13 protein-coding genes and 1 tRNA gene are annotated in these 14,172 nt (G+C 74.8%); 4 read left to right on the top strand and 10 right to left on the bottom strand.

Annotation, left to right across the window (positions count from 1 at the left end; genetic code table 11):
- The 5 genes from ACYVJ4_RS17205 to fdh all read right to left on the bottom strand — a co-directional run.
- Positions 1 to 1,572: GTP-binding protein (locus ACYVJ4_RS17205; RefSeq protein ID WP_460461314.1), on the bottom strand; the 1,572-nt coding region annotated here is incomplete at its 3' end.
- Positions 1,573 to 1,588: 16 nt separating this feature from the next.
- A tRNA-Sec gene (locus tag ACYVJ4_RS17200) sits at positions 1,589 to 1,681 on the bottom strand.
- Between the two features lie 39 nt (positions 1,682 to 1,720).
- Positions 1,721 to 2,644 carry an NrfD/PsrC family molybdoenzyme membrane anchor subunit gene (gene nrfD, locus ACYVJ4_RS17195; RefSeq protein ID WP_460461313.1) on the bottom strand — a complete coding sequence of 308 codons (924 nt, stop codon included), beginning with the start codon at positions 2,642 to 2,644 and terminating at the stop codon, positions 1,721 to 1,723.
- Positions 2,641 to 3,543 (bottom strand): 4Fe-4S dicluster domain-containing protein, encoded by a 903-nt coding sequence (locus tag ACYVJ4_RS17190; protein ID WP_460461312.1) that lies wholly within the window; start codon positions 3,541 to 3,543, stop codon positions 2,641 to 2,643. The genes nrfD and ACYVJ4_RS17190 overlap by 4 nt, the downstream gene beginning before the upstream one ends.
- Positions 3,540 to 6,734, bottom strand: a complete 3,195-nt coding sequence (gene fdh / locus ACYVJ4_RS17185) for a formate dehydrogenase (RefSeq protein WP_460461311.1) — start codon at positions 6,732 to 6,734, stop codon at positions 3,540 to 3,542. The genes ACYVJ4_RS17190 and fdh overlap by 4 nt, the downstream gene beginning before the upstream one ends.
- Positions 6,735 to 6,815: 81 nt before the next feature.
- Between fdh and selD the strand changes: the two genes are divergently transcribed.
- Positions 6,816 to 7,820, top strand: a complete 1,005-nt coding sequence (gene selD, locus ACYVJ4_RS17180) for a selenide, water dikinase SelD (protein WP_460461310.1) — start codon at positions 6,816 to 6,818, stop codon at positions 7,818 to 7,820.
- An 88-nt stretch (positions 7,821 to 7,908) separates the two neighbouring features.
- On the opposite strand, the gene mgrA is transcribed toward selD, so the two are convergent.
- From mgrA to serA, 3 genes are all read right to left on the bottom strand, one after another.
- Complete coding sequence (mgrA, locus tag ACYVJ4_RS17175; RefSeq protein WP_460461309.1) at positions 7,909 to 8,943, bottom strand: L-glyceraldehyde 3-phosphate reductase; 1,035 nt, start codon at positions 8,941 to 8,943, stop codon at positions 7,909 to 7,911.
- A 94-nt stretch (positions 8,944 to 9,037) separates the two neighbouring features.
- Complete coding sequence (locus tag ACYVJ4_RS17170) at positions 9,038 to 9,241, bottom strand: cold-shock protein (RefSeq protein WP_426560521.1); 204 nt, start codon at positions 9,239 to 9,241, stop codon at positions 9,038 to 9,040.
- A gap of 230 nt (positions 9,242 to 9,471) precedes the next feature.
- Positions 9,472 to 10,668, bottom strand: coding sequence for a phosphoglycerate dehydrogenase (gene serA / locus ACYVJ4_RS17165; RefSeq protein WP_460461308.1), 1,197 nt, complete (start codon positions 10,666 to 10,668; stop codon positions 9,472 to 9,474).
- A 130-nt stretch (positions 10,669 to 10,798) separates the two neighbouring features.
- On the opposite strand from serA, the gene ACYVJ4_RS17160 reads away from it, so the two are divergent.
- Positions 10,799 to 11,557, top strand: coding sequence for a spermidine synthase (locus tag ACYVJ4_RS17160; RefSeq protein ID WP_460461307.1), 759 nt, complete (start codon positions 10,799 to 10,801; stop codon positions 11,555 to 11,557).
- Here ACYVJ4_RS17160 and ACYVJ4_RS17155 read toward each other — a convergent pair.
- A complete protein-coding gene (locus ACYVJ4_RS17155; protein ID WP_460461306.1) occupies positions 11,554 to 12,504 on the bottom strand; it encodes a proteasome assembly chaperone family protein in 951 nt (316 codons plus the stop codon). The genes ACYVJ4_RS17160 and ACYVJ4_RS17155 overlap by 4 nt on opposite strands.
- Positions 12,505 to 12,628: 124 nt before the next feature.
- Positions 12,629 to 12,784, bottom strand: a complete 156-nt coding sequence (locus tag ACYVJ4_RS17150) for a hypothetical protein (protein WP_460461305.1) — start codon at positions 12,782 to 12,784, stop codon at positions 12,629 to 12,631.
- 188 nt (positions 12,785 to 12,972) lie between these two features.
- Here ACYVJ4_RS17150 and ACYVJ4_RS17145 point away from each other — a divergent pair, with 188 nt between their 5' ends.
- Together ACYVJ4_RS17145 and ACYVJ4_RS17140 are read left to right on the top strand one after the other, a co-directional pair.
- Positions 12,973 to 13,278 carry a hypothetical protein gene (locus ACYVJ4_RS17145; RefSeq protein ID WP_460461304.1) on the top strand — a complete coding sequence of 102 codons (306 nt, stop codon included), beginning with the start codon at positions 12,973 to 12,975 and terminating at the stop codon, positions 13,276 to 13,278.
- Positions 13,275 to 14,172, top strand: an 898-nt coding sequence (locus ACYVJ4_RS17140; protein ID WP_460461303.1) for a putative T7SS-secreted protein, incomplete at its 3' end; no start/stop codon positions are given. The genes ACYVJ4_RS17145 and ACYVJ4_RS17140, both read left to right, overlap by 4 nt.

The following is a 14,172-nucleotide window of genomic DNA, read 5'->3' as shown; positions in this document are numbered from 1 at the left end:
GGCGGCCACCTCGGGGCGCCCGAGCCCGGCGGCGGCCAGCTGCTCGGCCGACGGCGCGACCACCTCCAGCTCGTGCTGCGCCAGGTCGAGCAGCACGCTCGCCACGGCGGTCTCGACGGGCTCGGGCAGGCGGTCGACGTCGTCCTCGGCCCGCACGACGCGCCCGCGCCGCACCGCCAGCGGCGGCCGGACGACGAGCCCCACGACGTCGGAGTGCGGCAGGTCGAGCGCGGCGCGGGCGACGTCGAGCGGCAGGCCCCGGTCGAGCGGGTGGTCGTCGTCGTGCTGCCCGACGAGGGACGCGAGCCGGGCGGCCAGCTCCTCGGCCGCGACGGGGTCGACGAGCCAGTCCCCGGCCGGAAGTGCGGCGAGGTCGGCGTCCGTGGCGCCCCCGGCCCGCAGGAACGCGCGGCTCGTGACGCCCCGCCGGCGCAGCTCGTCGCGCGGGTCCGGCCGACCGCCGAGGTCGAGCAGGTCGGCGGCGCGCGCAGCGGCCGATCCCCTGCGCCGCAACGCCGGCGGGTCGACGTCCAGGACGGTCAGGCCGGCCAGCACGGCGTGCCGGCCGGGGTCGCGCAGCAGCCCGGCGTCGCCGACGTGCAGCGGCAGCGGGCGGGCGAGACGTAGCCGCCACAGGTCGGACGACAGCGGTCGCACGTGCGCCTCGACCTGGGCCGAGCCCAGGTGCAGCAGGGTGGTGGACGGCGCGCGGTCGGGCAGGTCGCGACCGGCGGGGGCGCGCAGCCGCACGTCGACCGACGCCGTCACGACGAACCTGCCGGGCGTCACGAGGGCGTGGCCGCGGCCGACGTCCGCCCGCTCGACCCCGCGCAGGTTCACCGCCACGCGCGCGACGGCGGGGACGGCCTCGTACGGGTGCTCCAGGCTCTGCAGCCCCCGCACCGCGACCTCGGCCGGCGGACCGTCGCCGCCGCTCACGACGAGCCGGTCGCCGCGACGCAGCGTGCCGGCGTCCAGCGTGCCGGTGACGACGGTGCCGGACCCGCGCACGGTGAAGGAGCGGTCGACCCACAGGCGCACCGGGGCGTCGAGGTCCGGGGCCGGGAGCGAGCGCACCAGGCGCAGCAGCGCGGCCCGGACGTCGTCCAGCCCCTCCCCCGTGCGCGCGCTGGCGGCGACGACCTCGGCCCCCGCGAGCGAGGTGGACGACAGGCGCTGCACCGACTGCGCCGCAACGGCTCCGGGGTCTGCGAGGTCGCTGCGGCTGACGACCACGAGGCCGTGGCGCACCCCGAGCGCGTCCAGCGCGTCGACGTGCTCCTGGGTCTGCGGCTTCCAGCCCTCGTCGGCCGCGACGACCAGCACCACGGCCGGGACGGGCCCGACGCCGGCCAGCATCGTCGGCACGAACCGCTCGTGGCCGGGGACGTCGACGAAGGCCAGCTGCTCGGCGTCCGGCCCGGTGCCGAGGACGGTCCAGACGAAGCCGAGGTCGAGCGTCAGCCCGCGCCGGCGCTCCTCGGCGTGGCGGTCGGGCTCCTGGCCGGTGAGCGCGCGCACCAGCGACGACTTGCCGTGGTCGACGTGACCCGCGGTGGCCAGCACGTGCATGGGACAACCCTAGGAGCGGAGGCGGACGGGAATCGAACCCGCCAGACCGAGATGCCCGGTCTCGTCGGTGTTGAAGACCGCGGGGACCACCAGGTACCCAGACGCCTCCCCGCGCGGACGACGGAGCGCCCGCACGGCGTCCGCGACGCTACCGGCCGGCGGAGGCGTCCCGCGCGTCGGCCCGCTCGCGCTGCGGGACGACGGTGTGGCGCGGGTCCTTCGCCGAGGCCAGCCCGGCCTGGAACACGCCGAACCGCAGGGCCACCGAGCCCGCCGCCAGCGCGGCGCCCGAGGCCACCGACAGGGCGCGCGAGCGCCGGCCGAGCACCGCGCCGACGGCACCCGCGCTGCTCAGCACGCGAGCCGCCCGCATGAGGGCTCCGGGTCGGCCCTCGTGGTACGGCTGCGCCAGCGGGCCGAGCCGCTGCTCGAGCTGGCGGGTGGCCGCGAGCTCGACCGCGGTGCCGGCCACCGCGAGCCGGCGGGCCGGGCCGGACTCGTCGAGCGGCGCCGTGGCCAGCGCGACGCCACCGGCGGCGGAGGCGGCGCTGCCCGCGAACACGAAGGGCAGCTCGCGGTGCGCCTCGTGCCACGCGGGGACGGCGGTGTTGGCGATCAGCGCGGCGGTGTAGGTGGCGAGGGGCGGGCCGAAGCCGGCCGCCACGACCCCGGCCAACCGGCCCAGGCGCGGCACCCGGCCCGTGACGAGCGACGCCGCCGCGCCGCTCGCGGCCGTGGCGAAGGGCGCGAGCAGCCACGACCCCACCGAGAGCGGCGACGTCGGCTTGAAGACGCGCAACATGTTGAGGAACCGCTCGGGCCGGCCCAGGTCGTGCACCAGCGCCACCGTGCCCAGCCCGGCGCCGGTGGCGGCCCCCAGGCGGGCGACCCGCTCGAGCCCGGGGCGGCCGGTGAGCGCCGCACCCTCGGCCAGCACCGCCGACGCCCCGGCGTACCCGCCGAGGAACAGGTACAGCGGCACGTCGGGCTGCTTCCACACCGGCGCCTTCAGCACTGGGCGGCCGTAGTACGACGTGAACTCCGGCTCGGGGACGAGCGCGCGCTCCCTCATCGGCGCCGTCCGAGGAACGACGCGGCGCCGGCGGCCAGCAGCCCGGCCGCGGCGACCCCGACGTGCCGCCACATCGAGGGCAGGTCGCGGGTGGTGACCACCGGGTCGGGCGGCAGGCCGTAGACCTCGGGCTCGTCGAGCAGCAGGAAGAACGCGCCGGCGCCGCCGATGCCGTCGTCCGGGTCGTGGCCGTACAGCCGCGCCTCCGTCACGCCGCGGTCGTGCAGCGCCTCGACCCGCTCGGCCGCCCGCTCGCGCAGCTCGTCGAGCGGCCCGTACTGGATGGACTGCGTCGGGCAGGCCTTCGCGCACGCGGGCTCCAGGCCGGCACCGGTGCGGTCGTAGCAGAGCGTGCACTTGAAGACGCGGCCGTCGTCCTTGCGCTGGTCGATCACGCCGAACGGGCAGGCCGGCACGCAGTAGCCGCAGCCGTTGCACACGTCCTGCTGGACGACGACGCTGCCGAGCTCGGTGCGCACCAGGGCCCCGGTGGGGCACACGTCCAGGCAGGCGGCGTGCGTGCAGTGCTTGCAGACATCGGACGACATCAGCCAGCGCACGTCGCTGGCCGGGGGCGACTGGCGGGAGTCGTCGCCGGGGGCGCCGGGCGCCCCGAAGCCCGGCATGCCGAGGTCGGTGGTGCGCCGCGGCACCTGCTGCTCGACGAACGCCACGTGCCGCCAGGTGCTGGCGCCGAGCGCGGAGGTGTTGTCGTAGCTCTCGCCGGTAAGCGCCAGGCCGTCCTCGGGCACCGCGTTCCACTCCTTGCACGCCACCTCGCAGGCCTTGCAGCCGATGCAGACCGAGGTGTCGGTGAAGAAGCCGACGCGGGCGGGCGGGTCGGCGTACCCGGCGTCGGCGGCGACGTCGTCCAGCCGTCCGGACCAGCGGTTGCTCACGACGGGCTCCCCTCGGCGCGACGGCGGTGGTCGTCGACGAACGTGCGCAGCGCGGGACCGCGCGGACGTCGTCCGGGCCGGACGTCGCACGTCCCGACCTTGTCCTGGATGTGCACGTTGGGGTCGAGCGCCAGCCCCACGAGGTCGTTCGCCGAGTCGCCGGTCGACAACCCGTTGCCGCCCCAGTGGTAGGGCAGCCCCACCTGCTCGACCCGGCGTCCGGCCACCCGCAGCGAGCGCATCCGCTCGGTCACCAGCACCCGCGCCTCGATCGCCGCCCGGGCGGTCACGATGGTGGCCCAGCCGCCGTTGGTCAGCCCGCGCTCGCGCGCCAGCGCGGGCGAGACCTCGCAGAACATCTCGGGCTGCAGCTCGGACAGGTAGGGCAGCCCGCGGCTCATGCCGCCGGCGGTGTGGTGCTCGGTGAGCCGGTAGCTGGTGAAGACGTACGGGTAGGCGGTGCTCAGCGCCGGGTTGGCCGGGTTGGCGCCGGCCGCGTCGCCGACCTTCTGCACCGCCGGGTTGTGCTGCTGGGCGTACAGCGGGTTGGCGACCGGCGACTCGAAGGGCTCGTAGTGGGCCGGCATCGGGCCGTCGGCCAGCCCGACCGGCACGTACAGCCAGGCCTTCCCGTCGGTCTGCATGACGAAGGGGTCCTGCCCGCCGATCGCGTCGGGCCCCTTCGCGCCCTCCTCGGGCACGTGGTCCGGCGCGCGGTCGGGGATGAAATCGGGCACGTCGTGGCCGGTCCAGCGGCCCTGCTCGGCGTCCCACCAGACGTACTTCTTGCGCTCGCTCCAGGGCGAGCCGTCCGGTGCGGCCGACGCGCGGTTGTAGAGGATGCGGCGGTTGGCGGGCCAGGCCCAGCCCCACTCCGGCGCCACCCACGACTGCTCGCTCCCCGGCTTGCGGCGCGCGGCCTGGTTGACCTCGTCGGCGTAGACGCCGCAGTAGATCCAGCAGCCGCACCGGGTCGAGCCGTCGTCGGCCAGCTCGGTGTAGGCACCCAGTGCCGCGCCGTCCGGGCCGGTGCCGTTGATCTCGCGCAGCACCGCGTCGGCGCTCGGGTCGCCGTCCGGCTCGAGCGGGTAGTCCCACGTCAGGTCGAGCAGCGGACGGTCCATCTCGTCGGTGGAGCTCGCGAGCCGGGCCCGGACCCGCTGCCCCAGCTCGTGGTAGAACCGCAGGTCGCTGGTGGCCTGGCCCGGCGGGTCGACCGCCTTGTGGTGCCACTGCAGCATGCGTTGGGTGTTGGTGAACGAGCCGCTCTTCTCGGTGTGCGCCGCGGCCGGCAGGAAGAAGACCTCGGTGCCGATGTCCTCGGTGCGCAGCTCGCCGGACTCGATCTCGGGCCCGTCCTTCCAGAACGTCGCCGACTCGATCATCACCAGGTCGCGGACGACGAGCCAGTCCAGGTTCGCCAGGCCGAGCCGCTGCAGCTTGCCGTTCGCCGAGCCCACCGCGGGGTTCTCCCCCACCAGGAAGTAGCCCTTGCACCGCCCCTCGACCTGGTTGATGACGGTCGGGTACGTCGAGTGGTCGCCCGTGAGACGCGGCAGGTAGTCGAAGCAGAAGTCGTTCTCGGCCGTCGCGGCCTCGCCCCACCAGCTCTTGAGCAGGCTGACCGCGTAGGCCCGCATGTCGCCCCAGAAGCCGGTCTTGCCGGCATCGGCCTCGACGAAGCCGTCGAGGTCGAGGTGCTGCTCGGCGTGGGGCATCGGGATGTAGCCGGGCAGCAGGTTGAACAGCGTGGGGATGTCCGTGGATCCCTGGATGCTGGCGTGACCGCGCAGCGCCATGATCCCGCCGCCCGGCCGGCCGACGTTGCCCAGCAGCAGCTGCAGGATCGCGGCGGTGCGGATGTTCTGCACGCCGGTGCTGTGGTGGGTCCAGCCCACCGCGTAGCAGATGGCCGACGTCCGCTCGCGCCCGCTGTTGCGGGTCAGCGCGTCCGCGACCTGCGCGAAGAGCTCGGGCTCGATGCCGCAGACCTCCTCGACCACCTCGGGGGTGTAGCGCGCGAAGTGCCGCTTGAGCACCTGGAAGACGCACCGGGGGTGCTGCAGGGTCTCGTCGCGCGGGGGCTTGCCACCGACGGGGTGCCCGCCCGAGCCGGTCTTCTCCGACTGGCCCGCCTCGTGCGAGACCGCCCGGTCGCCGGCCGCCGCGGCCTCGGGCGTGTCCTCGTACTGCCAGGACGCCGAGTCGTACGTGCCGGTCTCGGGGTCGTAGCCGGAGAACAGCCCGTCGAGGTCCTCGGTGTCGGCGAAGTCCTCACCGACGATCGAGGCGGCGTTGGTGTAGGCCACGACGTACTCGCGGAAGTCCAGGTCGTTGCTCAGCACGTGGTTGACCAGGCCGCCTAGGAACGCGACGTCCGTACCGGCGCGGATCGGCAGGTGCAGGTCGGCCAGCGCCGAGGTGCGGGTGAACCGCGGGTCGACGTGGATCACCGTCGCGCCCCGGGCCTTGGCCTCCATGACCCACTGGAAGCCCACGGGGTGGCACTCGGCCATGTTGGAGCCCTCGATGAGGATGCAGTCCGCGTTGGCGAGGTCCTGCTGGAAGCCGGTGGCACCGCCGCGGCCGAACGAGGTCCCCAGACCGGGGACCGTGGAGGAGTGTCAAATACGGGCCTGGTTCTCGATCTGCACCGCGCCCATCGCCGTGTAGAGCTTCTTCATGAGGTAGTTCTCCTCGTTGTCGAGGGTCGCTCCTCCGAGGCTGGCGATGCCGAGCGTGCGGCGGGTGCGTCGTCCGTCCTCCTCCCAGGCCCAGGTCTCGCGCCGGGTCTTCACGACCCGGTCGGCGATCATGTCCAGCGCGGTGTCGGGGTCGAGGTCCTCCCACTCGGTGCCGCCCGGGCGCCGGTAGCGCACGGTCGTGACGCGACCCGGTGAGGTCACCAGCTGGGTGCTCGCACTTCCCTTGGGGCACAGGCGGCCGCGCGAGACCGGGCTGTCCGGGTCACCCTCGATCTGCACGACCTTCTCGTCCTTGACGTACACCTTCTGGCCGCAGCCGACGGCGCAGAACGGGCACACCGAGTCGACGACGCGGTCGGCGGTCTGGGTGCGCGGGCGCAGCGCGTCCGTGGTGGGCGAGCGCACCGCGCTGCCCCGGCCGAGCCGGTCGGCACCGGTGGCCTGGCGCAGGGCGGGCCACCCCTCGATCCAGGTCCGTGCACCCATGGCGCGATGCAACCATGACGGCCACCCGGCCGCCAGCGGGCGCGCCCAGCGCGCTCTCAGGCGGCGACCTAGGCTGGCCGCATGACCTCAGCGCCCCCGTCCGTGCGGCTCACCGCGTACGCCCGCGGCGGGGGCTGCGCCTGCAAGATCCCGCCCGGCGAGCTCGAGCAGGTCGTGGCCGGGTTGACCGGTCCCGACGACGCCGACGGCCGGCTGCTCGTCGGGCTGGACGACGGCGACGACGCGGCGGTCGTGCGGGTGCAGGGCGGCGTGGCGGTCGTGGCCACCGCCGACTTCTTCACCCCGGTCGTCGACGACGCCTACGACTGGGGCCGCATCGCGGCGGCCAACGCGCTCTCGGACGTCTACGCCATGGGCGGCGAGCCCCTGGTGGCGGTGAACCTGCTGGCCTGGCCGCGCGAGGTGCTGCCGATGGAGCTGGCCGCCGAGGTGCTGCGCGGCGGCCTGGACGTCGCGCGCTCGGCCGGGTGCGTGGTCGGCGGCGGCCACAGCGTCGACGACGCCGAGCCGAAGTACGGCATGGCCGTGACGGGCACCGCCGACCCGGACCGCCTGCTGCGCAACGACTCCGCGCAGCCCGGCCTGCCCCTCACGCTCACCAAGCCGCTGGGCGTCGGGGTGCTGAACAGCCGGCACAAGGCCACCGGCGAGGTGTTCGAGCAGGCCGTGGCGACGATGACCGAGCTCAACCGCGACGCCGCCCGGGCGGCGGTCGCGGCCGGGCTCCGCGCCGCCACGGACGTGACGGGGTTCGGGCTGCTGGGCCACCTGCACAAGCTGGCTCGCGCGTCGGGGGTGCAGGCCGTCGTGGACGCCGCGGCCGTGCCCTACCTGGACGGTGCGCGGCAGGCCCTGCGCGACGGGTACGTCAGCGGCGGCACGCGCCGCAACCTGGACTGGGTGCGCCCGCACCTGCGCGCGGACGTCGACGAGGACGAGCTGCTGCTGCTCGCCGACGCGCAGACGTCCGGCGGGCTGCTGGTGGTCGGCGAGCTGCCCGGCCACCCGGTCGTCGGCCACGTGCAGGCCGGCGAGCCGGGCGGCCCGACGCTCGTCGTCCGCTGACGTCATAGGGCGCCGGGACGCACCGTGGCAACCGTTGTCACCCGGCTGATCGCCGTTGCCGCGTCGTCCGTGCCAGGCCGTGGCGGCGTCAGGCGTCGCTGGAGCGCTGCCACAGGTTGATCCCGGCCTCGACGGCGTCGCTGTCGATCGCCGCCAGCTCGTCGTCGGTGAACCCCAGGTGGTCGAGCGCCGCGACGTTCGCCTCGAGCTGGCGCACGCTGCTCGCCCCCACCAGCACGGACGTGACGCGCTCGTCGCGCAGCGCCCACGCGAGGGCCAGCTGGGCCAGGGACTGGCCGCGCTGCTGGGCGAGCGCGTTCAGCGAGCGCACGTGCCGCAACGTCTCGTCGGTGAGCAGGTCGGTCGACAGCGACTTGCCCTGGCTGGCGCGCGAGCCCTCGGGGACGCCGTCCAGGTACTTGTCCGTGAGCATGCCCTGCGCGATCGGCGAGAACGCGATGCAGCCCACGCCCTCGGTCTCGAGGGTGTCGAGCAGGCTCTCCTCGATCCAGCGGTTCAGCATCGAGTACGACGGCTGGTGGATGAGCAGCGGCGTGCCCATCTGCCGCAGGATCGCGGCCGCCTCGACCGTCCGCTCGGGCGAGTACGACGAGATGCCGGCGTAGCGCGCCTTGCCCGACCGCACGGCGTGGTCGAGCGCGCCCATGGTCTCCTCGAGCGGCGTCTCGGGGTCGAAGCGGTGGCTGTAGAAGATGTCGACGTGGTCCAGGCCCATCCGGGCCAGCGACTGGTCGAGCGAGTCGAGCAGGTACTTGCGCGAGCCCCACTCGCCGTACGGCCCGGGCCACATGTCGTAGCCGGCCTTGGTCGAGATGACGAGCTCGTGCCGGTAGGGGCGGAAGTCCTGGGCGAACAGGGTGCCGAAGTTCGCCTCGGCGCTGCCGTAGGGCGGGCCGTAGTTGTTCGCCAGGTCGAAGTGCGTGATGCCGAGGTCGAACGCGCGGCGCAGGGTGGCGCGCTGGGAGTCCAGCGCGACGTCGTCCCCGAAGTTGTGCCAGAGCCCGAGCGAGACGGCGGGCAGCTTGAGCCCGCTGCGGCCGCTGCGGCGGTAGGTCATGTCGTCGTAGCGGCTCTCGGCCGCGCGGTACGGGGCAGGGATCATGCCCGCCAGTCTGCCCGGGGTCGTGGACGACGGGCACCCCGGGACGCACGACGGCCCCCCGCGCACTGCGGGGGGCCGTCGACGAAGGGGCGTCTCAGATGGGCTGGACGTTCTCCGCCTGCGGGCCCTTCGGGCCCTGGGTGATCTCGAACTCCACGCGCTGGTTCTCGTCCAGCGAGCGGTAGCCCTGGGTCTGGATCGCCGAGTAGTGGACGAAGACGTCGGCGCCGCCGCCGTCCTGGGCGATGAAGCCGAAGCCCTTCTCAGCGTTGAACCACTTCACAGAACCCTGTGCCATGCCGTCTCCTCCAGGGGACGTCCTGCGACCGACACTGTGCCGGTCTGCTGTGCGGTCATGCATCCCCACGTTGGAGCTGTGGCCCTGGCGAGCGGAGCCCGTGAACATCTGCTCTCGTGGCAGATACGCCACCACGCGAGCCGATCAACGCAAGAAACTTGAACTGCAGCGACGACAAGTATGCCATGCAGAGGCCTCGACGCCAGCCCCGCGCGGGCATGTCTCGACGGTCAGGACAGCACCCGCAGGCGGATCGTCTCGGGCATCTGCTCGAGCCGCTGGACGATCTCGGGGGTGTAGTCGGCGTTGACGTCGGTGACCAGGTAACCGACCTCCCCGCGGGTCGAGAGGTTCTGCCCCTCGACGTTGACGCCGTGCTCGGCGAACAGCGCGTTGACGGTGGCCAGCACGCCCGGCACGTTGCGGTGCATGTGCGCCAGGCGGTGCGAGCCGCCGAGGTCTCCCGCGCCGATCGGCGGCAGGTTGACCGACAGCGCGGTCGAGCCGCCCTGCGCGTACCCGATCAGCTTGCCCGCCACGAAGCGCCCGATGTCCTGCTGGGCCTCCTGCGTGCTGCCGCCGACGTGCGGGGTCAGGATGACGTTCGGCAGGCCGCGCAGGTCGGACTCGAACGGGTCGCCCTGCCGCTTGGGCTCGAACGGGAAGACGTCGATCGCGGCGCCGGCGACGTGCCCGGACTCCAGGTGGCGGCGCAGCGCGCCGGTGTCGACCACGAAGCCGCGCGACATGTTCATGAACATGCTGCGCGGGCGCATCGCCGCGAACTCCTTCTCCCCGAACAGGTCCTGGTTGCCGGGCCGGCCGTCGACGTGCAGCGAGACCACCTCGGCGGTCTCGAGCAGCTCCTGCAGGCTGCCGCACCGGCGGGCGTTGCCCATGGCCAGACGGTCCTCGGTGTCGTAGAAGAACACCGACATGCCCAGCGCCTCGGCGAGCACCGACAGCTGCGAGCCGATGTTGCCGTAACCGACGATGCCGAGGGTGCGGCCGCGCACCTCGTGCGAGCCCTTCGCCGACTTGTCCCAGATCCCGGCGTGCATCGCGGTGTTCTTCTCGGTGAGCCGGCGGGCCAGCGCGATGATCGCGCCGATCGTGATCTCGACGACGCTGCGGGTGTTGGAGTACGGCGCGTTGAACACCGCGATGCCGTGGCCGGTGGCCGACGACAGGTCGATCTGGTTGGTGCCGATGCAGAAGGCGCCGACCGCCTGCAGCTGCGGTGCGGCGTCGAGGACCTTCTCGGTGACGAACGTCGTCGAGCGGATGCCCAGCAGGTCGACGCCCGCGAGCGCCTCGACGAGCTCGTCCTCCTCCAGCGCCCCGCTGCGGGTCTCGACCTCGTGCCCGCTCTGGCGCAGCAGCTCCACGGCGTCGGGGTGGATGTTCTCGAGCAGCAGAGCGCGCACGCCGTCTCTCCCGGGACCGGTGGGGTGTGGACCACCAGCCTACGAGCCGTGCCCGGGGGCCGAGACCGCGGTCCGCAGCGTGGACGGCGGCGTGGACGGCAGCGTGGACGGCGGCCCCTAGGCTCGGCCCGTGCCCGGACCTCACGTCGTGCCCGACCCCGACGACCCGCGCGGCGTCACGGTGGTCGTGGGCGGCGTCCCGAGCAGCTACGTGCACCTGGACGACCCGACCCGCCTGGAGTTCGAGTACGTGCGCTGGACCGGCGACCTGCTCGACGTCCTGGCCGAGGCGGGCACGCCCCTGCACACCGTGCACGTCGGCGGCGCCGGCTGCACGCTCGCCCGGTACGTCGCGCACACGCGGCCGCGGTCGCGGCAGGTGGTGCTGGAGAACGACCCGGAGGTGCTCGCGCTGGTGCGCGACACGTTCGGGTACAGCCGGCGCAGCGGGTTCCGGCTGCGCGAGGCGGACGGGCTGGCCGGCCTGCGCGACCTGCACGACGGCTCGTTCGACGTCCTCGTGCGCGACGCGTTCGCGGGAGACACGACGCCCGCACACCTGACCACCACCACCTTCGTCGGGCAGGTGGCGCGCGTGCTCGCCGCTGACGGCGTCTACGTCGCGAACGTCGCCGACCGCCCGGGGCTGGGGCTGGTCAAGCGCGAGGTGGCGACGGTGTCCGCGGTCTTCGGGCACGTGCTGCTGGTCGGCGAGACCCAGCACCTGCGCGGACGGCGGTACGGCAACGTCCTGCTGGTGGCCTCGCGGCGGCCGCTTCCGGTGGCGGACCTGACCCGGCGGGTGGTCGCCGGACCGGTGCCGACGCGCGTCGTGCCGCCGGCCGAGGTGCGACGGCTGGCGGCCGGAGCCGACCCGATCACCGGCTAGCCCTGCTCGCCCGACCCCTCGGTGCGCAGGAACTGCTCGACCTCGGCGGCGAGCTCGTCGGCCGAGGGCAGGTGGGCGTCGTCGGCCGCCAGCAGGCTGCGGCGCCCGGTGGCCCCGGCGTAGGCGTCGTACTGCTGCTCGAGGGCCTGGACGACGCGTGCCACCTCCTCGGACTGCGCGACCTGCTCGGCGATGGCCTCGCGGGTCTCCTCGGCCGCCGTGAGCAGCGCCGAGCGGGGCGCGGCGATGTGCGCCTGGTCGGTCAGCCGGTCGAGCAGGGCGGCGGCGGCGTCCGGGTAGGGCGTCTCGGACAGGTAGTGCGGCACCTGGACGACGAAGCCCATGGCGTCGTGGCCGGCCTCGCCGAGGCGCAGCTCGAGCAGGGCCGCGGCCGACCCGGGAATCTGCACGGTGCCCGGCCAGCTCGAGCCCTGCGGCACGATCTCGGAGCGGTTCGCGTGCCCGATCACGCCGAGCGGACGGGTGTGCGGCACCGGCATCCCGATGGCGTGCAGCCCGATGGTCGTCGAGACGTCGAAGTGCTCGACCAGCTGGGTCACGGCGGCGGCGAAGCGCTCCCACTGGGTGTCCGGCTCCGGCCCGCGCAGCAGCAGGAAGACCCGGCCGTCGAGGTCGCGCACCGCGTGCAACTGCAGCTTCGGCTCGGCGTACGAGGCGTAGTGGTCGACGTCGTAGACCATCGCCGGTCGCCGCGAGCGGTAGTCGACCAGCTGGTCGGCGTCGAAGGTCGCGACGACCTCGTGCGGCAGCGACTCCAGCAGGTGGTCGGCGACCAGGCGCGGCGCGGACCCGGCGTCCACGAAGCCGTTGAGCGCGTGCACCAGCACCGGGCCGTCGGCGGCCGTGCGCTCTGCGCCGTCCCGGCGCTCCGGCGCGAGGTCGGGCGAGGGCTCGGTGAGCGTGTACAGGCTGCGGGGGTCGAGCACGTGGTCCTCCGTCGTCGGCGGCGTGCTCCCCGCACCGGGTGGCCCGGGTCGCGTCGCCGTCCCGTGCAACGTCGGAGGTGGGCAGAACCATCCCGGCACGCCGGGAGTCCGCACCGGCTCCGGCTCAGGCGGGGCGGACGTCCTCGTCGCGCGCGGTCAGCGGCAGCGGGCGGCCGTCGCGGCCCAGCCGCAGGCGGCGCGGGTTGGCCACGGGACCGGAGGAGCGCGGGCGCTCGCGGGTGCGCTCGCTCGCGCCGCTCGTGCTGCTCTCGTCGCTCATGGCTCCCCCTCGTCGGTCGGGCGGTCGTGCCCTCCTCCATCGTCCCACCGCGCGAGGGCCGCCCCGACCACGGCGAGGGCGGTCGGGGGTGGCGTGCCTCACACCGCGCGGGCCTGTGGACGACGCCAGCGGGCGATGGTCCGGGCTCACTAGCGTCGAGGGATGCGCAGCGACAGGAGCGACCCGCGGTGACGGGCGTGCGGGTGTCGGTCGACACCGGCGCCGTGCGGGCGGCTGCGGACGCCGTCGGCGAGGTGGCGTGCGGGCTGCGGGCGCTGCTCGACCACCCCGGGCTGCTGGAGGGGAGGGCGGCCGACGCGGGCGACGACGACCTGCGCGCCGCCCTGGTCGACCTCGGCCGGCGGTGGGACCACGGCTGGGGCGTGCTCGCCGCCGAGTCGGCGCACTGGGCCGACCTGCTGGCCGGGGCGGCCGACGTCTACGACACGGTCGAGGGCTCGGTGGCGCGCAGCCCGTGGGCCGGGTCGCGGTGACGGCGGTCCCCCGCGCGTTCCCGACCGCAGCGTGCGGCGCGGACGTCGTCCCGGGCCGTCCCGAGCGCGTGGCCCAGGTGGCCGACCAGCTGCGCACCCTGTCCGACGGGCTGCTGCGCTGGACCGCCGTGCTGCGCGGCCTGGTCGCGCTGGACTGGCACGGCCTGGCCCGGCAGGCGCTGCCGCCGACGGTCGACCTGGACGCCGAGCCCGCCGCACGTGCCGGTGCCCTGATGGCCCAGGCCGCCGACCACCTCGCCACCCACGCGCGCGTGCTGGGCGCGGCGCAGGCCCGCGCCGACGACGCGCTGCGGCTCGACGTGCGGGTGCCTCTCGCCGCGTCCCCCGCGGCGGCGGTGGTCCTGCGCACGGTCGTGGAGCAGGAGGTGCAGGCGGCCCGGCAGGCCGTGCGGGTCAGCGGTGCCGGGGCCGCCGAGGGCCTGCGCACGGCGGCTGCGCTGGCCCCGGTGGCACCAGGGGTCCTGGGCCGGATGACCGGCGCGGCCCGCTCGTTCGGACGCGACGAGGTGGTGGGAGCGCTGGAGGCGCAGACGCAGCTGCTCGCCGTCGCGGCCCGGTTCAGCGGGGTGCGGCTGCTGCTCGACCCCGGCGGTTACGTCGACGACGGCGAGGCGCTCACCCGGGCCTCGCTGCACCGGCTGACCCACCCGCGCGAGGCGGTGGCCGACCAGCTGGACGTCGCGACCTGGCACGAGAACCACGGCCGCTGGTCCGGGCACCAGGCCGTCGCGCTGGCGCTGGGGGTCGCGGGCGGGGCCGGCTCGGCCGGGTCCGGTGCCCGGGCGGCGACCCTGCCGGCGAGGGCGATAGCCCTGCTGCCCGGCTCGCGCGGCGCGACGCTGCGGGCGGCGGTCCGCGAGCGCCCGGTGTTCG

This window comes from Angustibacter peucedani (assembly GCF_054779595.1).
Note: the sequence above shows the minus strand (reverse complement) of the source record. Positions and strands in the feature narration are given on the sequence as shown.